Source organism: Ensifer sp. EB106-05-01-XG146 (assembly GCF_058791875.1).
The window spans coordinates 818916-844073 of sequence record NZ_JBYTDX010000001.1 but is presented as its reverse complement, the minus strand read 5'-3'; the positions used below and the strand labels follow the sequence as shown (position 1 = coordinate 844073).

25 protein-coding genes are annotated in these 25158 nt (G+C 62.1%); 8 read left to right on the top strand and 17 right to left on the bottom strand.

The genetic code is table 11. The features are described 5' to 3' along the window. Nucleotides 1–40: 40 nt before the first annotated feature. Both AC3WVQ_RS04045 and recO read right to left on the bottom strand, forming a co-directional pair. On the bottom strand, nt 41–550 hold the full coding sequence (locus AC3WVQ_RS04045) for a PaaI family thioesterase (RefSeq protein WP_034804064.1): 510 nt from the start codon (nt 548–550) through the stop codon (nt 41–43). A 16-nt stretch (nt 551–566) separates the two neighbouring features. Continuing rightward, nucleotides 567–1313, bottom strand: coding sequence for a DNA repair protein RecO (gene recO, locus AC3WVQ_RS04040; RefSeq protein WP_060522226.1), 747 nt, complete (start codon nt 1311–1313; stop codon nt 567–569). 214 nt (nt 1314–1527) lie between these two features. On the opposite strand from recO, the gene AC3WVQ_RS04035 reads away from it, so the two are divergent. Further along, a complete protein-coding gene (locus AC3WVQ_RS04035) occupies nt 1528–2271 on the top strand; it encodes a L,D-transpeptidase (RefSeq protein ID WP_034804083.1) in 744 nt (247 codons plus the stop codon). Between the two features lie 103 nt (nt 2272–2374). Here the strand turns inward: AC3WVQ_RS04035 and AC3WVQ_RS04030 are convergent, their stop codons facing one another. Beyond that, nucleotides 2375–2857: an SRPBCC domain-containing protein gene (locus tag AC3WVQ_RS04030; RefSeq protein WP_034804086.1), complete on the bottom strand. Its 483-nt coding sequence runs from the start codon at nt 2855–2857 to the stop codon at nt 2375–2377. 50 nt (nt 2858–2907) lie between these two features. Between AC3WVQ_RS04030 and AC3WVQ_RS04025 the strand changes: the two genes are divergently transcribed. The 3 genes from AC3WVQ_RS04025 (at nt 2908) to rkpK (ending at nt 5808) form a co-directional block, all read left to right on the top strand. Then, nucleotides 2908–3231, top strand: coding sequence for an ArsR/SmtB family transcription factor (locus tag AC3WVQ_RS04025; protein WP_034804089.1), 324 nt, complete (start codon nt 2908–2910; stop codon nt 3229–3231). 77 nt (nt 3232–3308) lie between these two features. Further along, nucleotides 3309–4325: an NAD-dependent epimerase gene (locus tag AC3WVQ_RS04020; RefSeq protein ID WP_090294629.1), complete on the top strand. Its 1017-nt coding sequence runs from the start codon at nt 3309–3311 to the stop codon at nt 4323–4325. A 169-nt stretch (nt 4326–4494) separates the two neighbouring features. Continuing rightward, on the top strand, nt 4495–5808 hold the full coding sequence (gene rkpK / locus AC3WVQ_RS04015) for a UDP-glucose 6-dehydrogenase (protein ID WP_060522103.1): 1314 nt from the start codon (nt 4495–4497) through the stop codon (nt 5806–5808). A gap of 33 nt (nt 5809–5841) precedes the next feature. Here the strand turns inward: rkpK and AC3WVQ_RS04010 are convergent, their stop codons facing one another. The 4 genes from AC3WVQ_RS04010 to AC3WVQ_RS03995 form a co-directional block, all read right to left on the bottom strand. Then, the gene (locus AC3WVQ_RS04010; RefSeq protein ID WP_492382600.1) at nt 5842–6159 is read right to left on the bottom strand and encodes a hypothetical protein; all 318 of its coding nucleotides are present in this window, start codon (nt 6157–6159) and stop codon (nt 5842–5844) included. Between the two features lie 195 nt (nt 6160–6354). Continuing rightward, a complete protein-coding gene (locus tag AC3WVQ_RS04005; RefSeq protein WP_090294631.1) occupies nt 6355–8664 on the bottom strand; it encodes a Tex family protein in 2310 nt (769 codons plus the stop codon). 140 nt (nt 8665–8804) lie between these two features. Next, entirely contained in the window at nt 8805–10112 is a 1308-nt protein-coding gene (locus AC3WVQ_RS04000; protein WP_090294633.1) for a cyclopropane fatty acid synthase, read from the bottom strand. 316 nt (nt 10113–10428) lie between these two features. Then, nucleotides 10429–11427, bottom strand: a complete 999-nt coding sequence (locus AC3WVQ_RS03995) for a glutathione S-transferase family protein (protein WP_492382599.1) — start codon at nt 11425–11427, stop codon at nt 10429–10431. Nucleotides 11428–11606: 179 nt separating this feature from the next. On the opposite strand from AC3WVQ_RS03995, the gene AC3WVQ_RS03990 reads away from it, so the two are divergent. Together AC3WVQ_RS03990 and arsC are read left to right on the top strand one after the other, a co-directional pair. Beyond that, nucleotides 11607–12596, top strand: coding sequence for a glycerophosphodiester phosphodiesterase family protein (locus AC3WVQ_RS03990; protein WP_090294636.1), 990 nt, complete (start codon nt 11607–11609; stop codon nt 12594–12596). Between the two features lie 102 nt (nt 12597–12698). Continuing rightward, on the top strand, nt 12699–13127 hold the full coding sequence (gene arsC, locus AC3WVQ_RS03985; protein ID WP_090294637.1) for an arsenate reductase (glutaredoxin): 429 nt from the start codon (nt 12699–12701) through the stop codon (nt 13125–13127). Between the two features lie 75 nt (nt 13128–13202). Here arsC and era read toward each other — a convergent pair whose 3' ends face one another. The 8 genes from era to rpoZ all read right to left on the bottom strand — a co-directional run bounded on the left by era (nt 13203) and on the right by rpoZ (nt 20090). Next, nucleotides 13203–14132: a GTPase Era gene (gene era / locus AC3WVQ_RS03980; RefSeq protein ID WP_034804323.1), complete on the bottom strand. Its 930-nt coding sequence runs from the start codon at nt 14130–14132 to the stop codon at nt 13203–13205. An 8-nt stretch (nt 14133–14140) separates the two neighbouring features. After that, nucleotides 14141–14857: a ribonuclease III gene (gene rnc / locus AC3WVQ_RS03975; RefSeq protein ID WP_090294803.1), complete on the bottom strand. Its 717-nt coding sequence runs from the start codon at nt 14855–14857 to the stop codon at nt 14141–14143. Beyond that, a complete protein-coding gene (gene lepB / locus AC3WVQ_RS03970) occupies nt 14857–15600 on the bottom strand; it encodes a signal peptidase I (protein WP_060522099.1) in 744 nt (247 codons plus the stop codon). Before lepB ends, rnc begins: the two co-directional genes overlap by 1 nt. Nucleotides 15601–15760: 160 nt before the next feature. Further along, nucleotides 15761–16180, bottom strand: a complete 420-nt coding sequence (gene acpS, locus AC3WVQ_RS03965) for a holo-ACP synthase (RefSeq protein ID WP_034804122.1) — start codon at nt 16178–16180, stop codon at nt 15761–15763. Continuing rightward, nucleotides 16177–16731: a DUF2062 domain-containing protein gene (locus AC3WVQ_RS03960; protein WP_060580957.1), complete on the bottom strand. Its 555-nt coding sequence runs from the start codon at nt 16729–16731 to the stop codon at nt 16177–16179. Before AC3WVQ_RS03960 ends, acpS begins: the two co-directional genes overlap by 4 nt. 188 nt (nt 16732–16919) lie before the next feature. Beyond that, nucleotides 16920–17069, bottom strand: coding sequence for a DUF3563 family protein (locus AC3WVQ_RS03955; RefSeq protein ID WP_064816984.1), 150 nt, complete (start codon nt 17067–17069; stop codon nt 16920–16922). Between the two features lie 165 nt (nt 17070–17234). Further along, complete coding sequence (locus tag AC3WVQ_RS03950) at nt 17235–19469, bottom strand: RelA/SpoT family protein (protein WP_090294639.1); 2235 nt, start codon at nt 19467–19469, stop codon at nt 17235–17237. 213 nt (nt 19470–19682) lie between these two features. Beyond that, on the bottom strand, nt 19683–20090 hold the full coding sequence (gene rpoZ / locus AC3WVQ_RS03945; RefSeq protein ID WP_034804144.1) for a DNA-directed RNA polymerase subunit omega: 408 nt from the start codon (nt 20088–20090) through the stop codon (nt 19683–19685). Nucleotides 20091–20554: 464 nt separating this feature from the next. Here rpoZ and AC3WVQ_RS03940 point away from each other — a divergent pair, with 464 nt between their 5' ends. After that, complete coding sequence (locus tag AC3WVQ_RS03940; RefSeq protein WP_034804147.1) at nt 20555–21136, top strand: LabA-like NYN domain-containing protein; 582 nt, start codon at nt 20555–20557, stop codon at nt 21134–21136. A gap of 192 nt (nt 21137–21328) precedes the next feature. Here AC3WVQ_RS03940 and smpB read toward each other — a convergent pair whose 3' ends face one another. Further along, nucleotides 21329–21808, bottom strand: coding sequence for an SsrA-binding protein SmpB (gene smpB, locus AC3WVQ_RS03935; protein WP_034804150.1), 480 nt, complete (start codon nt 21806–21808; stop codon nt 21329–21331). After that, nucleotides 21808–22692, bottom strand: coding sequence for a 4-hydroxy-tetrahydrodipicolinate synthase (gene dapA / locus AC3WVQ_RS03930; RefSeq protein ID WP_060580958.1), 885 nt, complete (start codon nt 22690–22692; stop codon nt 21808–21810). Before dapA ends, smpB begins: the two co-directional genes overlap by 1 nt. A 293-nt stretch (nt 22693–22985) precedes the next feature. Between dapA and AC3WVQ_RS03925 the strand changes: the two genes are divergently transcribed. Further along, entirely contained in the window at nt 22986–25052 is a 2067-nt protein-coding gene (locus tag AC3WVQ_RS03925; protein WP_162731778.1) for a lytic transglycosylase domain-containing protein, read from the top strand. Nucleotides 25053–25158 lie beyond the last annotated feature (106 nt).

The window sequence follows — 25158 nt, the reverse complement described above, 5'->3', positions numbered from 1 at the left end:
TCCGAGCGGAAGACCGCTTCGCACTTTTCCTGGAATTGCTTTAACGCCTGAGATTGTCGATCGGGAAGATGGCGCAGGTTTCGGTGCCGTGGGCGAGCAACTTGCCGTTACGGTCGCGCAGCCAGGCTTCGGAGGTCGCGATGGTGCGGCCACGATGCACGATGCGCCCCTCGCAGAAGACCTCGCCCATATCGGGCAGTAGCGGCCGCACGAGGTTCACCTTGAACTCGACCGTCGTATAGGCCTCCCCAGGTTTGACGGTGGTGAAGACAGCGCAGCCGAGGGCCGAATCCATGATCGTTGCCGTCCATCCGCCATGCACTGTGCCAAGCGGATTGAGGTGTTCCTCGGTCGGCAGCCCCTTGAAGACCACCCGACCCTCCTCGACTTCGCTCAACCCGAACTTCAGCGTCTTCGACATCGGCGGCGCCGGCAGCTCGCCGCTCAAAAGATCCTGCATTGCCTTGAGACCGCCATCGCGGGCGACGCGGTCGAGCGACAGCACGCCGACGCCGGATACGGACATGCCGGGATAAAGCTCTTGGTACATCGATAACTCCTGGGAATCAGGCGGCTGAGGATTGCGCTTTCAGCGCCTTCAGCGCCGCATGGACGAAACCGTCGCGGGCGGAAGAAACGTCGAGACCGCGCGGCTCATAGACATGGCGGTGGAGGAAGAAGGCGGTCAGGCGGAAGGCGGCGGCGAGGCTGTCGTGATCCGCAGCCCTTCGCGCTTCGGCCGAAAGGAAGTCCGGCAACGCCAACATGCGGTCGGCATAACGCTCTCCGGCCTCCCGGCAGACCGCCCTGCCCGATTTCGGCGAGACATAGACGAGTTCGGTACGAGCGCCGGTTGCAACGCATTCGGTGAGATCGAGCCCGAAGCCGAGGTCGTTGAGGACTGCGAGTTCGAAGCGCACGAACAATTCTCCGGCGTCGGCGGGATCGGCGAGATGGTCGACGATGACGGTCAGCGCCTCGTAGAGATGCGGATGCGGGTCGCGCTCGGGAAGCAGCCTAAGAAGAGCGCCGAGCGCCTGGATACCATAGACCGAGGTTGCCGTTTCCATCAGCCGGGCGGCCCGCAGCTCCACCGGTTCGATCCGGAATTCGCCCATGTGCTCGTCGAGCCGGGCGCGCCAGGTGACCTCCACCGAGTTGCCCGGCTGCAGCACCGGCTGCATCGTGCGCGAACGCCCCGAGCGCACCATGCCGAGATGCCGGCCGTGGGTAGCGCTCATGACCTCGACGATGGCCGAGCTTTCGCCGTGCCGCCGGATCCCGAGAATGATGGCCTGATCGCTCCATTGCATGGCTATGGCATACACCCGCGGTCGAAAGCGGATCAAGCTGTCTTGCGGAAGCAAAATGCCATTGCCGACTGTAGCCTTTCGGCCACACCTAATGGTTGCCTCATTTGCGACATGCTGTCGCCGCCCCGACGCCGTCTTTGACATTAGAACGGAAGGGCGGCAAAAGCCGTGTCTCCCGCCCGAAAATGACAATCAGCAGGATCAGAACTTTATTATGTGTGTGTCCCGGAACAGCGCCGGCCGCCTGGCGCAGCTCTTCGCCCTTCTTCTCGCCACCTCGACGCTCGCAAGCTGCGTCACCACGTCGGGGCCAGCCAAGCCGAAGGGACCGGATCCATACTATGTGGCAATGTACGGCCCGCTGCCGAACGAAAAATTCCCGCTGGATGCCATCGACATCAGCAAGGTCGACAAGCGCTATCTGCGCCAGCAGGTCGCCTATCAGACGCATGAGCCGCCGGGCACGATCGTGATCGATACCCAGAACCGCTTCCTCTACCTCGTGCAGGATGGCGGCATGGCGATGCGCTACGGCATCGGCGTCGGCAAGGCCGGCCTTGAGTTCGAAGGTGAAGCGCGGATCGCGCGCAAGGCCGAATGGCCGCGCTGGACGCCTACGCAAGAGATGGTGGCGCGCGAGCCGGAACGTTACGGCCCGCTTGCCGGCGGCATGGAGCCGGGCGTGCGCAACCCGCTTGGCCCCCGCGCGCTCTATCTATTCCAGGGCAACCGCGACACGCTGTTCCGCATCCACGGCACGACCGAGGCCTGGTCGATCGGCAAGGCCGTGTCCAGCGGCTGCATCCGTCTCTTCAATCCCGATATCATCGACCTCTACAGCCGCGTACCGGTCGATTCGCGCGTCGTCGTGCTGCAGGCCGAACCGCCGATGACGGAGCCGGCCGGCGGCATTCCCATGGCGAGCGCCGCCAATGGCGGCCTTCCTCCGATGTATTGAGACGCCGAATGCTCAGCCGGGCGCGCCTCAGTGACGCCCGGCGCATTCAGGTACATTAACGCCCGTCGCTCAAGTCGGCGCCGCACTGCAGACGACCGGCCGGCTAGGCCTGCGGCTCGAGCGCCGGCTTGCCTGAGAGTTCGCTGAGGTAATAGCCGTCGCGCAGGTTGATGCCGTATTCGAGCCAGGCCTTCATACAGGCGAGCATCTGCGACCAGCCCTCGCAGTTGACGTAGGAGCTCTTCTGCCCCTGCGCGTTCTCGCGCCAGCCGGTTTCGGCGATCGTCACCATCGTGGCGCCATCCTCCAGCGGCTGGAAGCGCATCTCCACACGGGTCTGGTAGGCATCCTCGCCCTCGGCGACCATGGCGCCCCAGCAAAAGACGATACGCTCGTTGGGCTCGACCACCTCCACCTGAATCGGCACCTCGCCCCACCAGGTCACGGTTGCGCCGGCCACCAGCGGCCCGCTGATGCCGCCGAGCGTCACGAAGTAGCGGCTGAGCTGGTCCGGATTGACGACCGCATCAAAAACCTGGGCGACAGGGCGGCCGATCCGTCCGTTCACACGAAATTCAAAGGGCATGGCGTATTCCTCCTGTCGGGGCCAACAAGAGTATGTTATAGAAACATAACATGTCAACCGATTCGAAAGATGACCTGGTATTCAAGGCGCTCGCCAACGGGCTGCGCCGGCAGATGCTCGACGCCATGCGCCAGGAGCCGCAGACCACCGGCATGCTCTGCGAGCGCTTCAGCAATCTCGACCGCTGTACGGTCATGCAGCACCTGAAAGTCCTTGAGCAGGCCGAGCTCGTACTCGTCCGCCGCGAGGGGCGTGAACGCTGGAACCATCTGAACGCATTGCCGATCCAGGCGATCCATGATCGCTGGATCAGCCAGTATGCCGGCCATGCGATGTCGGTGCTGTCCGCCCTGCAACAGGACCTCGACCGGTAACCAGACCGATGGTTTCGGCTTTCAATCGATCGGCTTTCTTCGTATGAACGGCCGATACGTAAATTGGGGACATCGTCGTGCGCTACCTCATCACCGGCACCGCAGGCTTCATCGGCTTTCACCTCGCCAAGCGGCTGATCGACGAAGGGCATTTCGTTGTCGGCTTCGACGGGATGACCCCCTATTACGACGTGACGCTGAAAGAGAATCGGCACGCGATCCTCGCCCGCTCGAACGGCTTCAAGCCCGTCGTCGGCATGCTTGAGGACAGAGACGCGCTGCGCCGGGCGGCCGAGCTCGCCGAACCCGAAGTCATCATCCACCTCGCCGCCCAGGCGGGTGTGCGCTACAGCCTCGAAAACCCGAAGGCCTATGTGGATTCCAACCTGGTCGGCTCCTGGAACATGCTGGAACTGGCGCGGGAGCTTAACCCTAAGCACCTGATGCTGGCCTCGACTTCCTCGATCTACGGCGCCAACGAAAAAATCCCGTTTGCCGAAACCGACCGTGCCGACGAGCCGATGACGCTCTATGCCGCCACCAAGAAGTCGATGGAGCTGATGGCGCACAGCTATGCCCATCTCTACAAGGTGCCGACCACTGCCTTCCGCTTCTTCACGGTCTACGGCCCCTGGGGGCGGCCCGACATGGCGTTGTTCAAGTTCGTCGATGCCATCCACAAGGGACAGCCGATCGATATCTATGGCGAAGGCCGCATGAGCCGCGACTTCACCTATATCGACGACCTGGTCGAGAGCATTCTCCGGCTTTCCCATGTGGCGCCGGCGGAAGAAAACCGCGTGCCGGAGGAAAAGGCCGAGGACACGCTCTCGCGCCAGGGGCCTTTCCGCGTGGTCAATATCGGCGGCGGGCAGCCGGTCGAACTGATGACCTTCGTCGAAACGGTCGAGAAGGCGGTCGGCAAGCCGGCGGTGCGCAACATGCTGCCGATGCAGCAGGGCGATGTGCCCCGCACCTACGCCTCCCCCGACCTTCTCGAAGCGCTGACCAATTTCAAGCCCTCGCTTTCTGTCGAAGAGGGCGTGGCGCGCTTCGCTGCCTGGTACAAGGATTACTACAACGCGAACCGGTGAGCCGCTCACCCGCTACTCCCCACGGATTATTCTGCTGGCGGGACGGCTTGCTTTAAGCGCAATCGAGCATAAATGGGTGTGAACCTGAGCGCATAAGCAATTGCAAAAATACGCAATTGCACGTTCTATGAACTGAGTTCGCTGTGGAACACAACAAGGGAAAGAGCCTATGAAAATCACGATGATCGGCGCCGGCTATGTTGGCCTTGTTTCCGGCGTGTGTTTTGCGGACTTCGGTCACGACGTCGTTTGTCTCGACAAGGATGAGAGCAAGATCGACGCCTTGATGCAGGGGCGCATTCCGATCTTCGAACCCGGCCTCGACCAGTTGGTGGCCAGCAACGTCGCTTCGGGCCGCCTTACCTTCACGACTGATCTCGTTGCCGCCGTCGCCGACAGCGATGTCATCTTCATTGCGGTCGGCACGCCGTCACGGCGCGGTGACGGTCATGCCGACCTTTCCTATGTGCATGCGGCTGCGCGCGAGATTGCCGAGAACCTCAAGGGGTTCACCGTGATCGTGACGAAATCGACCGTTCCGGTCGGCACCGGCGACGAGGTAGAGCGCATCATCCGCGAAACCAATCCGGACGCCGATTTCGCCGTCGTTTCCAACCCGGAATTCCTGCGCGAGGGTGCCGCGATCGAGGACTTCAAGCGGCCCGACCGCATCGTCATCGGCCTTTCGGGCGACGACGCGCGGGCGCGGGACGTGATGACCGAGGTCTATCGTCCGCTCTATCTCAACCAGTCGCCGCTGGTCTTCACCTCGCGCCGTACGTCCGAGCTGATCAAATATGCCGGCAATGCGTTCCTCGCGATGAAGATCACCTTCATCAACGAGATGGCGGATCTCTGCGAGCGGGTCGGTGCCAATGTCCAGGATGTCGCCCGCGGCATCGGCCTCGATGGCCGAATCGGCTCGAAATTCCTGCATGCCGGTCCAGGTTACGGCGGATCGTGCTTCCCGAAGGACACCCTGGCGCTGGTGAAGACCGCGCAGGATTATGACAGCCCGGTGCGGCTGGTCGAGACGACGGTGGCCGTCAACGACAACCGCAAGCGGGCCATGGGCCGCAAGGTCATCGCAGCGGCCGGCGGGGACGTGCGCGGCCGCAAGATCGCGATCCTCGGCCTCACTTTCAAGCCCAACACCGACGACATGCGCGACAGCCCGGCGATCGTGGTCGTCCAGACGCTGCAGGACGCTGGCGCCCATGTCATCGGCTATGATCCGGAGGGCATGGAAAACGCGAAGAAGGTGATCGACGGGATCGACTACGCCAGCGACCCCTACGAGGCCGCCAACGAAGCCGATGCGCTGGTGATCGTTACCGAATGGAACGAGTTCCGGGCGCTTGATTTCCGCCGGCTCAAGACCGTGATGAAGACGCCCATTCTCGTCGACCTCAGGAACATTTACCGCGAGGACGAGGTGGTGAAGCACGGCTTCAGCTATTCGAGCGTCGGCCGGTCGCTCTGACAGGAGCGGCTGCGCCCGCTCAGCCCCAAGAAGCTAGGCTTTCGGTATCGGCAAGGGTGGCAGGGTTTCCCAGCTCTTGCCGGCAAGGATGACGCAGCTTCGCCCATTGACGTCGGTGACGATCAGCGTCCAGCTGCCGTTGTCGGCAGCGTAGATCTCCATGATCGCCTGCTGGTTGATCAGCGCGGTTGCCGCCTGCTTCTCTTGATATAGCCGCGTCAGAAACGCGATCACTTCGGACCGGTCGGCACAATTGACCGGAGCCTGGGAGATCGCGGGAACGGGACGCGCCGCCACGCCCGCCGCCAAGAGGGCGACCAATGCCAGGCCGCGGATCGCACTGCCCACCATCACCGAACTCCTTTCACCGGACGCCCGGCGAAGGAGTTTGCGTTGACCTTTCCGTCGCCGGCCGGCTGCGGCATGGGCACAATATATCCGCGCCGCCCTGCAGTCAGTATGGTGGAAAGGCCGGATTATTACAATTAGCTAATTTATAGAGCATGCGGCCGGGGACGCCGGATGCGCCCGCGGCGAAGGCCTGCCCTATTTGCGCTTCATCGCTTCCATCAGCGCCGCACCGAAGGCGCCCTGAGCCGGTTGCTGCGGCTTCTGCTGGCGCGGGGCGGGACCACGATTGTTGTTGCCGCCCGGCGCGCCCGACCGCGGCTCGCGGCCCGTCTCGGCGCCACCATCCTTGCGCATGGTGAGGCCGATCCGCTTGCGCGGAACATCGACCTCCGTGACACGAACGGTCACCACATCGCCGGCCTTTACCACCTCATGCGGATCCTTGACGAAGCGGTCCGCGAGCTGGGACACGTGCACGAGGCCGTCCTGGTGCACGCCGATGTCGACGAAGGCGCCGAAGGCGGCGACATTGGTCACGGTGCCCTCGAGCTGCATGCCGACCTTCAGGTCCTTGATGTCGTCGATACCGTCGGCGAAGGTCGCGGTCTTGAAGCTCGGGCGCGGGTCGCGACCGGGCTTTTCCAGTTCCGCAAGGATGTCCTTGACCGTTGGCAAGCCGAAGCGCTCGTCGACGAAAACCTTCGGATCGAGGCTCTTCAGCGCGACGCTGTCGCCCATCAGCGCACGTACGTCGCGACCACAGGCAGCAACGATCTTCTTGGCGACCCCATAGGCCTCCGGGTGGACCGAGGAGGCGTCGAGCGGCTCTTTGCCGTTGGGAATGCGCAGGAAGCCCGCGCACTGCTCGAAGGTGCGCGCGCCGAGCCGTGGCACGTTCAACAGTTCCTTGCGGCTCGCAAACGGGCCGGTCGCATCGCGATGAGCGACGATCGCCTCGGCGGAAGATTTGCCGAGGCCTGAAACGCGCGCCAGCAGCGGCGCAGAAGCCGTGTTGACATCGACACCGACGGCATTCACCGCGTCTTCCACCACCGCATCCAGCGAACGGCTGAGCTTCGACTGGTCGACATCGTGCTGGTACTGGCCGACGCCGATCGACTTCGGCTCGATCTTCACGAGTTCGGCCAACGGATCCTGCAGGCGGCGGGCGATCGAGACCGCACCGCGCAGCGAAACGTCGAGACCCGGGAATTCCAGGGCGGCGGTTTCGGAAGCCGAGTAAACCGAGGCGCCGGCCTCGGAAACGATGACCTTGGTCGGCTTCGGCGCCGGGAGCTGCGAGAGCATGTCGGTCACGAGCTTTTCGGTTTCGCGGCTGCCGGTGCCGTTGCCGATGGCGATCAGCTCCACCTTGTGCTTGCGAATGAGCGAAGCGAGTTCCGCCTGGGTGCCACGGACATCGTTCTTCGGCGGAAACGGGTAGACGGTTGTGGTTTCGAGCAACTTGCCGGTGCCGTCGACGATGGCGACCTTGACGCCGGTGCGGATGCCCGGATCAAGCCCCATGGTCGCCCGCGATCCCGCAGGTGCGGCCAGCAGCAGATCCTTGAGGTTGCGGGCAAAGACGTGGATCGCCTCTTCCTCGGCGCGCTCACGCAGTTCGCGCATGAGATCGAGCGACAGCGACATGGAGAGCTTCACGCGCCAGGTCCAGCCGATCATCTCGGCAAGCCACTTGTCGCCCGGCAGGTGGCCACCGACATTGTAGGCGGCGGCGATCATGCGCTCGACCGGCTTGACCGGCGAGGTATCGTCCTGGTCGACGACGATATCGACGGACAGCACCTCTTCGTTCCAGCCGCGCAGCATGGCCAGGGCGCGATGGCCTGGCGTCGTCGCCCAGCGCTCGGAATGATCGAAGTAGTCGGAGAACTTGGCACCGGCCTCCTGCTTGCCGTCGACGACCTTGGCGCGCAGGAAGGCGGCCCCCTTCATGTGGTTGCGCAGGCGGCCGAGCAGATCGGCATTCTCCGTCATGCCTTCGGCGATGATATCGCGCGCACCATCGAGCGCCGTCTTCACATCGGCCACCTCTGCAGTCAGGAAGGCCGCGGCGCGGTCGGCAGGTGCTATGGAGCGATCAGCAAGGATCGCTTCTGCCAGAGGCCCGAGGCCACGCTCGCGGGCGATTTCCGCCTTGGTGCGGCGCTTTGGCTTATAGGGCAGATAGATGTCCTCGAGTTCGGCCTTGGTTTCGACGGCGGCGATCTTGGCTTCGAGTTCGGCGGTCAGCTTGTCCTGGCCGCGGATCGATTCGAGGATCGATGCACGGCGCGCCTCGAGTTCGCGCAGATAGGTCAGCCGTTCCGAAAGCATACGCAGCTGCGTATCGTCGAGCCCGCCCGTCACTTCCTTGCGGTAACGCGCGATGAACGGCACCGTGGCGCCCTCGTCGAGCAGCTCGACCGCCGCGACGACCTGCGAAGGTGTCGCCTTGATTTCGCTGGCGATGATGGCGGCGATGGGTTTTGCAGGGCTGGCCATATGGGAATTCCGTCTTTGCTGTTTGATTGGCGACCATAAAGGCGCAGACCTTGAAGGCCAAGTGAAGGCCTTCAGCGGAAAACCGGAACTCCACAGAAGATGGATCGGCCGCCCCGCTTTCAGGCGGGACGGCCGATGGTTCAGCACGCCATGGCGGCAGGCTCGACATGCTCCTGCTCGGGCACGACGTCCCAGGTGTTGACTGGCTCGAGCGGCGGCCGGCGCTTTTCGAACTCGATCAATTGCCGCTCCCTCTCCTCGATATAGCCGCGCGAGGCAGGGACGGCACCGAGAGACGGTGAGATCTGCAGCTGGAAGATGAAGTGCTTGTCGTAGAGGAAGGCCGTCTCAGACGCAGCCAGATAGAACTCCCACATGCGGAAGAACCGCTCGTCGTAGAGCTTGATCGCCTCTTCGCGCCGGGCGACGAAGCGCTCGCGCCAGGCTTTCAACGTCCAGGCATAGTGCATCGGCAGGATTTCGACATCCTTCACCAGCAGCCGCGTGCGCTCGACGGAAGGCAGGACCTCCGAAATCGCCGGGATATAGCCGCCGGGGAAGATGTACTTCTCGATCCACGGGTTGGTGGCCCAGGGCTTGTAGATCTGGCCGATCGAATGCAGCAGCATGACGCCGTCGGGCTTCAACAGCGCGTTCATCTTGCCGAAAAAGTTGCCGTAGTTGCCGGTGCCGACATGCTCGAACATGCCGACCGAGACGATGCGGTCGAACTGCCGGCCCTGCAGAGTGCGGTAGTCCTGCAGTTCGAAGCGGACCCGATCGGAGAGCCCACGCCTGGCGGCACGATCCCGCGAGACCTTCAGCTGCTCTTCGCTGAGCGTGATGCCGGTGACCTCAACGCCCGAGGATTCGGCCAGATACATGGCCATGCCGCCCCAGCCGGAGCCGACCTCCAGCACCTTCTGGCCCGGCTCCAGCAGGAGCTTTGCCGCGATATGCCGTTTTTTGGCGAGCTGCGCGGCATCGAGCGATATGCCCTGCGGTTGAAAATAGGCGCAGGAATATTGCCAGTCCTCGTCGAGGAACAGGTCGAAAAGCTTGCGATCAAGGTCGTAGTGATGGGCGACGTTGTGCCGGTTACGATTGACCGGGATTCGGCTCAGCAATTGCTGACGCAACACATGCCACAGGCCGGTCATCGTGTTGGTGGCATTGGCCGCGTTCTCGATGCCGTTTTCCTTGACGATCGAGAGCACATCAAAGATGTCGCCCTTCTCGATGACGACACGCCCGTCCATATACATTTCACCGAAACGAAGACCGGGATCACGAACGATCGCCGCCTCCGCCTCCGCATCGATGATGCGGATTGATGCCGGCTTTCCGCTGCCGTCACCCAGGATCACTTTTTCACCGGAAGAAAATACAACCGTCAGGTTACCGTTGCGCACCAGACGGCGAAGCAATGTCAACAATGCTGCATTCATATCCCACCCCTACCAGAGCTACCGAACGTGTCCTGGTGCATGAGAGATGCGAAGGGTCGGCTCTTTCGGGGCTTCAGGAGTGGTTGCGCGGGGCGCATCGGGAACAGGCGCCAGCGCGTCCGGAAGCGGCGAGAACCGGCACGGGCGTAGCCTCACGGGTATCCGGCGGGCACATCGCCGCGAATTCGTCAGGCAGCCGCCATCGGGCTCCTATCCATCAGAACTCAAAATAAGGTAGGAAGCTTCGATCGATTGACAATGGGTTCTTTATGGCCCCTCATAAATTTGTTTCCTTAGCAAATGCTGAGAAACAAACCTAGATTTCAGCGACGCCTAGACCGGGTAGACGCGCGCGGTCATGGGGCCGGTCAAAATCGAGCAGCGGGCCTGCCGGAACGATGCGCGTCGGGTTGATGTGGACGATGCCATAGTAGCCGCGCTTGATATGGTCGATGCGTACGCTCTCGCGGATGCCTGGCCACTGGTAGATCTCGCGGAGGTAATTCGACAGCGCCGGATAATCCTCGATCCGGCGGATGTTGCATTTGAACGCCCCGTGATAGCCCGCGTCGAAGCGAACGAGGGTGACGAAGAGGCGGATGTCGGCCTCGGTCAGGTGCTCGCCGGCGAGGTAACGATTGTCCGCAAGGTGGGCCTCCAGTTCGTCGAGCATGCCAAAGAGGCTTGCCACCGCCTCGTCATAGGCGCCCTGGGTCTTGGCGAAGCCGGATCGATAGACGCCGTTGTTGACACGCTCGTAAATCGGGCCGTTCCAGCGGTCGATCTCGGCACGCAGCGCCTCGGGGTAGAAGTCGAGCCGGTTGCCGGTGAGCCCATCGAAGGCCGAGTTCAAGATGCGGATGATATCGGCGGACTCGTTGTTGACGATCCGCCCTTCGCGCATGTCCCAGAGCACGGGAACAGAGACCTTACCGGTGTAGGTCGGATCGCTCGCCACATAGAGCTCGTGATGGAAGCGGATCTTGCCGACGCGCGCGCCGGCATCGACAGGCTCGTCATAGACCCAGCCATCTTCGCCCAGTTCCGGATTGGAAACGGTCAAGCCGACAATGTCCTGCAAGCCCTTGAGATTGCGGAAGGCGATCGTACGCGAGGCCCAAGGGCAGAGAAAGGAAACGAACAGGCGGAAGCGCCCGGCCTCGGCTGGCAAGGCCTCCTGCCCTTCCGGGCCCGGCCTGCCATCGGGCGTGATCCAGCGATGAAACCGCGTCGGCTCGCGATGGAACGCGCCGCCCTTCATCTCGCTCGCCGCAACGTCGCCCTTGATCCATTTTCCCTCGACGAGCTGCGGCATCTCTTTCTCCTGGATCGCAAGTCTGTGACGGCTACCTCTCACGGGGCCCGGACCACGGTCAACCGCGCGCGCGGGTGACACATTGTTCGCAATCCGCGACACGCACGCACGCGATACGTGCAAAACAACATCGTCGCGCCACAATGTCGGGCAATCCCGATTCCCAGAGGAGAATCAGGATGAAGAAAGCGCTTGCCATTTTCGTGCTGTTTGTCGCGGTCGTGTGGTTGATGAACACATCATTGTTCGTCGCGCCGCCGGCGGGCACCGCAAAACTGCTTGCCCACCGGGGCATGCATCAAACCTATCCGACGGACAACGTCGGCAGGGACACGTGTACGGCAACGATCATCAGGACGCCGGAGCATCCCTATCTCGAAAACACGATCGCCTCGATGCAGGCCGCCTTCGACGCCGGCGCAGATGTCGTCGAACTCGACGTGCATCTGACGCCCGACAGACAGTTCGCCGTCTTCCACGACTGGACGCTCGATTGCCGGACCGAGGCCAAGGGCGTCACCGAGGAAACGCCGATGACGGCGCTGAAGTCTCTCGACATCGGCTATGGCTACACGGCAGACGGCGGCAAGACCTTCCCGTTCCGCGGCAAGGGCGTCGGCCAGATGCCGACGCTCGAGGAGGTGCTGGCCGCCCTGCCCGACCGCAGGTTCCTGATCAACTTCAAGAGCCGGCGCGCCGAGGAAGGCGCTGAACTCGCAACGCGTGTCGACGCGCAACCGCAATGGCGGGAGGCCGTGTTCGGCGTCTATGGCGGCGAGGAGCCGACCCGCGAGACGCTGAAACGCCTGCAAGGGATGCGAGGCTACGACCGGACGTCGACGATGGCGTGCCTGACCCGTTATCTCGGCTACGGCTGGAGCGGCCTGATGCCGGACGCGTGCAAGAACACGTTTGTGATCGTGCCCGGCAATTATGCGCCGCTTCTCTGGGGCTGGCCCGACCGTTTCGCTGCACGGATGAAGGCGGCCGGAAGCGAGATCATCCTGCTCGGTCCCTATGGCGGCGGCGATTTCACCACCGGCATCGACACGATGCAGGATCTGGAAATGGTACCGCCAGGGTTCTCCGGCTACATCTGGACCAACCGGATCGAGATGATCGGCCCGGCGCTCGCAAAGCGGCAGGTCGCTGACGCCGGTACGAACTGACACGGGCGGCCGACTTGCCTGCGGCAAGCTTCGACCCTATGGCTTTGAGCAACCGTCGAAGCTGGCCGCAGCGGCGGTCTCAACACCGCGGAAGGCAAGCGCATGAACGTCACGATCTACCACAACCCCGCCTGCGGCACCTCGCGCAACGCGCTGGCGATGATCCGCAACGCCGGTATCGAGCCGACGGTGATCGAGTATCTGCAGGCGCCGCCGTCGCGGCAGGCGCTGGAAAAAATGATTGCCGATGCCGGCCTGACGGTGCGGGACGCACTCCGCGAGAAAGGCACGCCCTATGCGGAACTCGGGCTTGGCGAGCCCACGGTCAGCGACGAACGGCTGATCGACGCAATGATGGCCCACCCGATCCTCATCAACCGCCCCTTCGTGGTGACGCCGATCGGAACGCGGCTCTGCCGTCCATCCGAACGGGTGCTCGACATCCTGCCGGACACGCACAAGGGCCCGTTCTCGAAGGAGGACGGCGAACCGGTTCTCGATGCAAAAGGAAAGCTGATAGCGGGCGCCTGAGGCCGCCTGCGTTTGATACGGCACCCGTTTCAACGGGTGCCGTAGAACATCACACCAAACGGTGTGCGTGCGGCCTTATCGCGGAAATTCCAGGCCCATTTCGCGGAAGCGCTCGGGGTCGTCGCCCCAGTTTTCGCGTACCTTGACGAACAGGAACAGGTGCACCGGCTGCTCAAGGATCTCGGAGATCTCCTTGCGCGATGCGGTCGAGATCGCCTTGATCGCATCGCCGCCCTTGCCAAGCGCGATCTTCTTCTGGCTCTCGCGCTCGACGTAGATTACCTGCTCGATGCGCACCGAGCCGTCCTTGCGCTCTTCCCACTTCTCGGTTTCGACATGCGAGGCATAGGGAAGTTCCTGGTGCAGCCGCAGGAAGAGCTTTTCGCGGGTGATTTCAGCGGCAAGCTGGCGCATCGGCAGATCGGAGATCTGGTCTTCCGGATAGTACCAGGGGCCTTCTGGCAGCGTCTCAGCCAAGTAATCCATCAGATCCGTGCAGCCCGAGCCGTTCAGCGCCGAGATCATGAAGGTGCGCTCGAACTTGATCGTCTCGTTGGCGGCAGCCGCCAGCTTCAAGAGGTCTTCGGGACGCACCTGGTCGATCTTGTTCAGCACCAGGATCTTCGGCTGGTGCACTTCCTTCAGCCCCTCGAGGATCGCTTCCGCATCGCCCTTCAGGCCGCGTTCGCTGTCGATCAGGAACATGATCACGTCCGCATCCTTGGCGCCGCCCCAGGCGGTCGTGACCATGGCGCGGTCGAGCCGGCGGCGCGGCTTGAAGATGCCGGGCGTGTCCATGAAAACGATCTGGGCGTTGTCATGAATGGCAATGCCACGCACGATCGCGCGCGTCGTCTGCACCTTGTGGCTGACGATCGAAACCTTGGCACCGACGAGGCGGTTGACCAGGGTCGACTTGCCTGCGTTGGTCGCTCCGATCATCGCCACGAAGCCCGAGTGGGTCGGCGCGCCTTCGGCGGCCGTATCTTTTTCCATGTCCGTCATGTTTTCCGTCAATTTCCGGCGGAACTCTTCCGCCACACGCCTTCGCGTTCCAACAATTTCGTCGCGGCCACCTGCTCGGCTCCGCGCTTGGATCTGTCTGTTCCGGTCTCCGGCGCGACACCCGTAACTTCGACGGTTACCGTGAAGCGGGGGTCGTGGTCGGGGCCGGAGCGCTCATCCGTCCGGTAGGCCGGCGCGATGCCGAACTTGGCATGCGCCCATTCCTGCAATTCGGTCTTTGCATCGCGGCGCGCCCCATCGGCACGCACCGCGCGATCTTTCCAATGGCGCAGCACGAAGCCGCGGGCAGCTTCGAGACCGCCGTCGAGATAGATGGCGGCGATCAGCGACTCTACCACATCCGCCCGCACATTCATCATCGCCTTGCCGGTTATCTTCTTGACGTCCGAGCCTGTGCGGATGAATTGGTGCAGCTCCAGGTCGTCGGCGACCTTGGCGCAGCTTTCGGCGCTGACGAGCTGGTTCAGCCGGACCGAAAGCTCGCCCTCATTGGCATCGCGAAAGGTCTGGAACAGAAGCTCCGCCACGCAAAGCCCGAGCACCCGGTCACCCAGGAATTCGAGGCGCTGATAGTTGGAACCCTTGGCGCTTCGCGCGCTGGAATGGGTGAGCGCCCGATCAAGGCGCTCCTTCTCCGTGAACTGATAACCGATCACGGCCTCAAGCTTTACCCGATCCTCCGCGCCCAGCGACCGCGACTTCATCATTCGACCGCCTTGAACAGACGGTCGTAGCGCAGGTTCGTCGGCCACTTCCACACTTCGCGGAACGACGTGTCGTGACCGAGTGAGAAGAAGATCATGCTGGCGCGGCCGACGAGGTTTTCGGCAGGCACGAAGCCGACGTCGAAGCGGCTGTCAGCCGAGTTGTCGCGGTTGTCGCCCATCATGAAGTAATGGCCGGCGGGCACGATGAATTCGCGGGTATTGTCGCCGCGCGCATCCGGGAACTGGTCAAGCGTGTCATAGGAGACGCCATTGTCCATCGTTTCGCGGAAAACCGGAACGTCGCCGCCGGTGTCGTACTGGTCGTCGGCGCGGAAGCCGCCATCCGGCGTGCGCTCGACCGGCTTGTCGTTGATGTAGAGGATGCTGTTGCGCACCTGGATGCGGTCGCCCGGCAGGCCGACGAGGCGCTTGATGTAGTCGATATCCGGGTTCGGCGGGAAACGGAAGACGACGATATCGCCGCGCTTCGGCTCACTTGCGAAGATGCGGCCGGAGAACAGATCGGGCGAAAGCGGCAGCGAGTACTTGGAGAAGCCGTAGGCGAACTTGTTGACGAAGATGTAGTCGCCAACCAGCAGCGTCGGCATCATCGAGCCGGACGGAATGGTGAAGGGCTGAAAGAGAACCGTACGGATGACCAAGGCCAGGAGCAATGCCTGGATGACGACCTTCACGTTCTCCCAGAGGCCGCTCTGCTTCGCTTCTGTCTTTTCTGCCACGCTACTGTGTTCCTTTATCATCGCAACGCCCGCGCGGGGCCTGCTCTCAACTTTTGTCCGTACTCTCGGTCCGGCTTTGGACTGCGCGCAATCCCGGTCTCATATGCTGCAAACCGCCGCCCCTTCAATCGGTCAGGGCCGGTTTTTCCAGCGGAATGCTCTAAACCGTTCCCTCAATCGGGGCAACGGGCAGCGCCTCGATAATCACGAAGGCCTGGGCCAGTGGAAAATCATCGGTGATCGTCAGATGAATGGCGGCGCGATGATGCGGCGGCAACATCTGCTCCAGACGCGCGGCGGCACCGCCGGTCAGGTTCATTGTCGGCTTGCCGCCCGGCAAATTGATGACGCCCATGTCCTTCCAGAAGACGCCCTGCGCGAGGCCTGTGCCGAGCGCCTTGGAACAGGCTTCCTTGGCGGCGAAGCGCTTGGCGTAGGATGCCGCGCGGTTCTTCCGCCCTTCGGACTTGGCGATCTCGATTTCGGTGAAACAGCGCTGAACGAAGCGCTCGCCGAAGCGGGAAAGCGAGTTTTCGATCCGCCTGATATCGATCAGATCGCTGCCTATGCCTATGATCATGAAGAGGATCCGAGCTCTTTGGTGCGTGCCCGGCGGCGCTTTTGGAAGAGCCGGGCCGCCTGGTAGGCCGCAATATAGGAAAGGACGGCGCCGCCTGCCGCGAGCGGCAATGAGCCGACCAGCATCGGCTTGAACACCGGACCCCAAAGGGCCGGAAGGTCGAGGTGCTCGACCATGCGCATGACGTCGGCCGAGCTCGCAGCGTGTGCGCTCTCGACGCCGAGGATTGCCGTCCCGAGTTCGTAGGACGCCGTCAGGATCATCGGGATCGTGACGGGATTGGCGAGCGCGGTCGTGATCGCCGCCGCCACGAGATTGCCCGAGAACAGGAAAGCGAGCGCAACCGCAATAAGGATATGCAGACCGAAAAACGGCGTGAAAGACGAAGCGGCACCCGCCGCCACGCCGACGGCAATCGAATGCGGTGTCGATGAAAGGCGCAACACACGCAGCGTCACATAACGCAGGCCGCGTGCAAAACCCTTGCGCGGCCAAACGATGGACCGCAGCCTTTCGGAAATCGTAACCGGTTTTCTGCGCCTGAATAACATTATGCCGTCATGACCGCGTCTTGAAGCCGTCAGCCGGCACAAGACCGCGCGTCCGCCTGTTTTCTGGCCGCAAGATAGGCGTCCTGCCTGTCGCTTGCAACCCGCACAGGCGCCGCGCGCATGTCGCAGGCGAGCCATCCACCGAACGCATGGCTCAGCATCCCGCCAGAAGACGGGACGCAGCGGGCTTAGTAGTTACGGAACAGGCCGCGATCGATCTGGCGCTGGCGGTACTCGAGGTCGATACGGTCGACCGAGTTATTGAGATAGGCGAGCTCGCGCTCTTCCTGAGTGGGGACGCGCAGAGCGCGGGTGATCTTCTTCAACTGACTAAACATGGCAAACCTCTTTGTTTACCTCCCGACCGAGAAGATAGTTTAGAGGTCCCTGTTCCACCAGACACAGGAAATAGCGGCAGCCATGCGCTGATGGCATGGCTTGCCATTTCGCCCCGCGCAGGCTGCCTGTTTTGCAGGCATTTGCGCAAGGCGCGGCCAGTCGGCTCATTCGAACAGGCGCTTCACCATGGACACGCTCGGCAATTCCTTGAGCTGCGTGATCAGGTGGTTGAGCTGGCGCAGGTCCCAGACTTCGAGGTCGAACTGCAGTTCGCTGAAGTCCGCAGCCACGCGCCCCATCGACAAAGTCCGGATGTTGACGTCGCTGGTGGCGATCGCCTGAGCCACCTCGGCCAGCGTCCCCGGCTCGTTCAGGGCGCTGATCGCGATGCGGGCGATGAAGCGGCTGCTGTTGGCCTCGTCCAGATCCCAGCGCACGTCGATCCAGCGCTCCGGCTCGTCATCGAACTTCTGCAGGATCGGCGACTGGATCGGGTAGATGGTGATCCCCTTGTCCTTCTCCATGATGCCGACGATGCGGTCGCCCGGGATGGCCCCGGCCGGGCTGAAATGAACCTCGGCATTGCCCGAGAGACCGCGGATCGGCAGGGCCTCCGGCCCCTCGACGTGGGCGACACCGTTGGCATCCTTGCCGCGGCCCGGCAACTTGAACACCATGCCGGCGGCACTGCGCATGTTGAACCAGCCGTCGTCGGCACTGGGCTTCACCGTGACCCGCTCGTCCTGATGATCCGGGAAGACCGCACGCAGCACGTCGAGCGAGGAAAGCTCGCCACGGCCGACGGAGGCGATGGCGTCCTCGACTTCCTTCTGACCGAGCCGATGCAGCGCCGGCTTCAGCGCCTCGCGCGAAAAGCTCTTGCCGGCGCGCTCGAAGGTGCGCTCAAGAATGCGATAGCCGAGGCCGGCATATTGCTTGCGGATGGCCGCACGCGTCGCGCGGCGGATCGCCGAGCGGGCCTTGCCGGTAACGACGATTTCTTCCCAGGCCGGCGGCGGCACCTGGATGCCCGAGCGGATGATCTCCACTTCGTCGCCATTATTGAGCCGGGTGACCAGCGGCATGATACGGCCGTTGATCTTGGCGCCGACGCAGGTGTCACCAATATTTGTGTGAACGGCATAGGCAAAGTCGATTGGCGTCGCGCCGCGCGGCAGTGCGATCAACTGGCCCTTGGGCGTGAAGCAGAATACCTGATCCTGGAAAAGTTCGAGCTTGGTGTGCTCCAGGAACTCTTCCGGGTTGTCGCCTTCCGCGAGCGATTCGATCGTGCGCCGGAGCCAGGAATAGGCGTTCGACGTCGGCGACAGGGCCGCATCTGCCGACGCACCCTCTTTGCCCTCCCTGTCCTTGTAGAGCGAGTGCGCCGCGATACCGTATTCGGCGATGTCGTTCATGCGTCGGGTGCGGATCTGTAGCTCGATGCGCTGGCGGGACGGGCCGACGATGGTGGTGTGGATCGACTGGTAGTCGTTCTGCTTCGGTGTCGAGATGTAATCCTTGAAGCGGCCCGGGACGACGCGCCAGCGCGTATGGACGATGCCGAGCGCCCGGTAGCAGGACGGGATATCGTCGACGATGATGCGGAAGCCCCAGACGTCGGACAGCTGCTCGAAGGACAGCGACTTCGACTGCATCTTGCGGAAGACCGAATAGGGCTTCTTCTGCCGACCCTTCACCTGCGCCGCCTTCAGGCCCTCGGCCTGAAGCAGCTCGCGAAGCTCGTCCTCGATCTTCTTGATCAGGCCCTCGTTGCGCTCGGACAATTCCTCCAGCCGCCGGGTGACCGTTTCGAAGGCCTCGGGATTGATATGGCGGAACGAGAGGTTTTCAAGCTCCTCACGCATGTCTTGCATACCCATGCGGCCGGCGAGCGGCGCGTAGATATCCATGGTCTCTTCGGAGATGCGGGCGCGCTTTTCCGCCGACATGTGGTCGAGCGTGCGCATGTTGTGCAGCCGGTCGGCGAGCTTCACGAGCAAAACCCGCACATCGTCCGAAATGGCGAGCAGCAGCTTGCGCAGGTTCTCCGCCTGCTTGGCCTTCTTGGTGACGAGATCGAGCTTCTTGATCTTCGTCAGTCCTTCGACGAGCGCGCCGATATCCTCGCCGAAGAGATCGTCGATTTCCTGCCGTGTGGCCGTCGTGTCCTCGATCGTGTCGTGCAGAAGAGCAACGGCGATGGTCGACTCGTCGAGACGCATCTCGGTCAGGATCGCCGCCACCTCCAGAGGATGGGATATGTAGGGATCGCCGCTTGCCCGCTTCTGCTGGCCATGCTTCTGCATCGCATAGACGTAAGCCTTGTTGAGCAAGGCTTCATTGACGTCGGGCTTGTACTTCTGCACGCGCTCAACGAGCTCGTATTGGCGCATCATTCGCTGGCGATCCTCTAGATCATGATGATTTCAGGTCCCATCGACCTAAAATCATAAACGTGATCGTTCTCCTAATTTAGAGCGGGACGCGGGCGGAAAACCGCAAACACTTTCCTTTTCCCGCTCTAGAAGAAATCAATAAAAAAGTGCGCCAATCATACGAGTGGCGCACTGCTTTGAAAACACGTGGGAACGGGCGTTCCGCGACGGATCTCAGTAGTCGTCGCTCTTTTCCGGCGGCACCAGACCTTCGATACCGGCAAGCAGTTCTTCTTCCGACATGCGGTCGAAGGTGATGGCTTCCGGCTGATCTTCGTCTTCGGCGACTTCGGTAAACGTCGTCTCGGCATCGGTCTGTAGCAGCGAAGCCGGATCGGGCTCGGGCTCGTCCACTTCGACATGCTTCTGCAGCGAGTGGATCAGGTCTTCCTTGAGGTCGCCGGGAGACAGGGTCTCGTCTGCAATCTCGCGGAGCGCGACGACGGGGTTTTTGTCGTTGTCGCGATCGATGGTGATGGCGGCGCCCTGAGAAATCAGGCGCGCGCGGTGGCTGGCAAGCAGAACGAGTTCGAAACGGTTATCGACCTTGTCGATGCAATCTTCGACGGTGACGCGGGCCATTGCCTGTCCTTTTGGGCTCGAAGCGCGGCGGCATCGCCGCTGCACGGATTGACAACACGAAACCGGAGCAGTCGCCTGACGGCGCCTCATCGGGTCCGATTTCTGGAATTAAGCGCCCGGATACAATCAAAACAAGGCAAGTTCAAGTTTTTCCTTCAAGGGACGCTCACGTAACGTCACACTTCGTGATAAAATGCGATGCGAATGAGCTGGAGACGTCGCTCACACATTACGGTTGCATTTTCTGGCCATAAATAAAGCCCCTGATGGAAAAAGCGACCCAGAGATGTGGACGATCTATAGCAACTGCTAAAACTAGCTATATTCGCGAGCGCGCGGCTGGAATAATGCAATACATAAGCTACATTATTTGCCATATCAGCAATTATTAATGTAATCGACTTACTTTTGCGCACCCGCCGGCAGGCGGCCTTTGATGCGCCGCGATTGAAAAAGGAAAGACGATGTTCGACCCCCGCGAAAAAATCGCACTCTTTATCGACGGCGCGAATCTTTATGCGGCATCGAAAAGCCTCGGCTTCGACATCGACTATCGTAAGCTCCTGAAAGCATTCCAGAAGCGCGGCTATCTGCTGCGCGCCTACTACTACACGGCCCTCATCGAGGATCAGGAATACTCTTCAATCCGCCCGCTCATCGATTGGCTAGACTATAACGGTTACAAGGTCGTGACGAAGCCGGCCAAGGAATTCACCGACTCGCTCGGCCGCCGCAAGATCAAGGGCAATATGGATATCGAACTGGCGATCGATGCCATGGAACAGTCCGAAACCGTCGATCACCTCGTCATCTTCTCCGGCGATGGCGATTTCACCACGCTGGTGGAAGCCCTGCAGCGCAGGGGGCGCAAGGTTTCTGTCGTTTCGACCATGTCGACGCAGCCGCCCATGATTGCCGACGACCTGCGCCGCCAGGCCGACCACTTTATCGATCTTGCGACGCTGCGTGCCGAAATCGGCCGCGAACCGTCCGAACGTACCCCGCGACACAACACCGAGCCGGTGGCCGATCCGGTCGAGATCTGAGGCGTTCATTCGAACGCAAGGCGCGTGATCGCGATTGCGCGAGCGCCGCTTGAACCAGTCCGCGTCAACGACGTCGATCGTTGAGTTCTCTCAATAAATATCAAAAATTGCAGGCAGGGCTTTCAGCGCGCCGTGGCCGACAGCTGCGTTGCATCGGCCGTCTTTGGCGGACGCAACGCAAAGCGATTTCTCTTAGCCACGGTCCTTCAGCAGGCGGCTTTTCTGCCGGTTCCAGTCGCGTTCTTTCGAGCTCTCCCGCTTGTCGTGCAGCTTCTTGCCCTTGCCGAGCGCCAGCTCCAACTTGGCGCGGCCGCGATCGTTGAAGTAGATCTTCAGCGGGATCAGCGACATGCCTTCGCGGTTGACGGCGCCCTGCAACCGATTGACCTCGCGCTTCGACAGGAGCAGTTTCCGCCGCCGCCGCGTTTCATGATTGAAACGGTTCGCCTGCAGATATTCCGGCAGATAGGAGTTGATCAGCCAGATCTCGCCGCCCTCGTCCGTCGCATAGGATTCGGCAATGTTGGCCTTGCCTTCGCGCAACGACTTGACCTCGGTGCCGGTCAAAACCAGACCGGCCTCGTAGGTGTCGACGATCTCGTAGTTGAAGCGGGCCTTACGGTTTTCCGCCACAACCTTATTGACCGTGCGCTGGCTTCCTTTGGGTGCCATCAGTTCATCAATCCTGCATGTCTGAGTGCTGCATCGATCGCGGCCTCGGTTGCCGGCTCGAGCGTCGGCAACAGCGGCGAGCGCACGGTGCGGCTCATACGACCGAGGCGGTTCAGCGCATACTTGGCGCCGCAGAGACCCGGCTCCATGAAGATCGCCTTGTGCAACGGCATCAACTTGTCCTGATAGGCAAGCGCCGTGGCATAATCGCCGGCAAGCGTCGCTTGCTGGAACTCGGCGCAAAGGCGTGGCGCAACGTTTGCCGTGACCGAAATGCAGCCAACGCCGCCATGGGCGTTGAAGCCGAGCGCGGTTGCGTCTTCGCCCGAAAGCTGGACGAACTCCGGACCACAGGCCATGCGCTGCTCGGAGACGCGCTCGATCTTGCCGGTGGCATCCTTGACGCCGATGATGTTGGCGTAAGCCTTGCTGAGCGCCGCCATGGTCTCGACACTCATATCCACGACCGAGCGGCCGGGGATGTTGTAGATGACGATCGGCAGCTTCACGCTCTCGGCGATCGCGGCATAGTGCGCGAAGAGGCCCTTCTGCGTCGGCTTGTTGTAGTAGGGCGTAACCACGAGGATCGCATCGGCGCCAGCCTTTTCGGCGTGCTGTGCAAGCTCGATCGCTTCCGTCGTGTTGTTGGAGCCGGCGCCGGCGATAACAGGCACGCGCTTGGCAGCCGCTTCGATGCAGAGCTCGACCACCTTCTTGTGCTCATCATGTGAAAGGGTCGGAGACTCGCCGGTGGTGCCAACGGGCACCAGGCCATGGCTGCCTTCTTTTATCTGCCATTCCACATGCGCGACGAAACCATCCGCATCCACCGCGCCGGTGGCGGTGAACGGTGTTACGAGAGCGGGAATGGAACCCTTGAACATGCACAACTCCTGACGGCGTAAAAGCGAAGTCTGCACTCATGCTTTGGCCGTAATCGACGGTTAAAAAACTGCCGCACCATAATCATGTGAGGTGGCTGCGGCAAGCGTTGTAACACGGCATTTCACGCCGGTTTTCATGCAAAAGCTTGATGTTTGGCCTGCATAATCACGACCGCCCAACCAGGGCGAGAGCGGGTTTGGCGCAATTGTTACGATCGATACTGGCCGCCCGTCTTGTCATCGGGCAATCTGGCGGCGGATGAATGTTGGACACGGGGAACACGGGGTTCTTGATGCGCGGGTCAATATATCTGCCTGTCGCCGCCATCATCGGCGCGGTGCTTCTGGCAGCGCCAACGGGCAACGCAGAAACCCTTGACCGCATACCAGTTCCGACACGCAAGCCCGCGCTCTTGGACAAGGCAGCCCCCATTGCCGCGAACGAAACCACGAATGCCATCGCGACGGCTGCCGGACCCGTCAGCAGCGATCTCAAGGCGGGGCTCGATGCTCTGTCCAACAAGCAGCCGGCCGCAGCGATTGCCGTACGCGACGCGATGACCGAAGGCACGCTCGACCGGCACATATTGACCTGGGCGATCGCCGTTTCCGGCCAGCGGGGCGTACCTTCCTTTGAAATCGCCGATGCCCAACGGGAATTGCAGGGATGGCCGGGGCTAAAATCGCTGCGCGCCAACTCCGAACGAGCGCTCTATCGAGAGAACCCGCCGGCGGCCGATGTGCTCGCCGCTTTCGGCAACACGCAGCCGGAAACGACGGAAGGCTCCCTCATTCTTGCGCGTGCTCTCGTCGCCACCGGAAAAGCCGACATAGCCGCCAAGAACCTGCGTACAATCTGGCAACGTGACACGCTCGACAAGGACATCGAGACCAAGATCCTTGACGAGTTTTCCGGCCTCTTGACCACAGACAATCATCAGCACCGCATGGTGCTGCTTCTCTATCGCAACCGCGTCGAGCAGGCCGAACGGTTCGGCGACCTAGGAAACGCTCAATCGCTTTATCGCGCCTGGGCGGCGGTCAGCCGTGGCAGCGACAAGGCGCCGGCCCTCATCGCAGCGGTCGATCCTGCCTGGCGCAAGGACGCAGCCTATCTCTTCATTCAGATCGAGCACCTGCGCAAACAAAAGAAATACGAGGAAGCAGCAAAGCTCCTTGCGCGCATGCCCAAGGACAAGAGCGCCCTGGTCAACCCTGGCGAATGGTGGGTCGAGCAACGGGTCGTCAGCCGCGGGCTGCTCGACAGTGGCGACTTTCGAGGCGCCTATCGGATCGCCGCCGGCCATCTCGCGACTGACGCGACCGATATTATCGACGCCGAGTTTCATGCCGGGTGGTATGCCCTGCGCGGCATGGAGGACCCGGCGACCGCAGCGCGTCACTTCCGCCGCATTCTGGATGTGTCGAGCCGTCCCCTCTCCGCTTCGCGCGCTTGGTACTGGCTCGGCCGCTCGGCCGAGGCCGGCGGACCGGGTGACGCCAACGGGTATTTCGCAAACGCAGCCCGCTATCCCGGAACGTTCTACGGGCAACTCGCAGCCGCCCGGCTGGGTCGCAAGACGCTGAACGTCGCCTATCCGGCCCCGACGGCAGACGACCGATCGCGGTTCGAAAGCCGCGAGGCGGTGCGCGCCATCACGCGGCTTGAAGGCACAGGCCACACCTGGCGCGCCGACAGCATCTACCGGGCGCTTGCCGACGAACTGACGAGCCCCGGCGAACTGGCGCTACTTTCCGCCCGAGCGGAAAGAACCGGCAACCACCAGCTTTCCCTACAGGTCGGCAAGATTGCCTTTGGGCGCGGAATCGATGTTGCAGCGCTCGCGTTTCCCGTGGGCGTGATCCCGTCAAGCGCCAATATCGACGGCTCCGGCAAGGCACTCGCCTATGCGATCGCGCGCCAGGAAAGCGCCTTCAACCCGGGCGCCATCTCCACCGCCAACGCCCGCGGTCTGTTGCAGTTGATGCCGGGAACGGCCAAGGGCGTTGCCAGCCGCTACGGCCTTGCCTACTCGCAGGACCGGCTGACGAGCGACGCCGGCTACAACGCCACGCTCGGCGCGCATTATCTCGGCGAACAGATCAGCAGTTTCGGCGGCTCCTACATCCTCACCTTTATCGCCTACAATGCCGGCCCGCGCCGCGTTCCGGAATGGCTCGACCGCTACGGCGACCCGCGCGGCAAGCCGATCGACGAGGTCGTCGATTGGATCGAACGCATTCCGTTTCAGGAAACGCGCACCTATGTCCAACGGGTGATGGAGAACTATCAGGTCTACAAATCGAGGCTCGGGCAAAAAGCCGATATCGTCGAAGACCTGAGAATGGGACGGCAATAGCCGGCCTCAGCCGCAATCAAATAATTGTGATCAGCGTCAACGGCACAAACCACGCCTTCAACCATTTCCCTTCTAAAGCCAGACTTTTCCGAAGGAAATGGTGAAC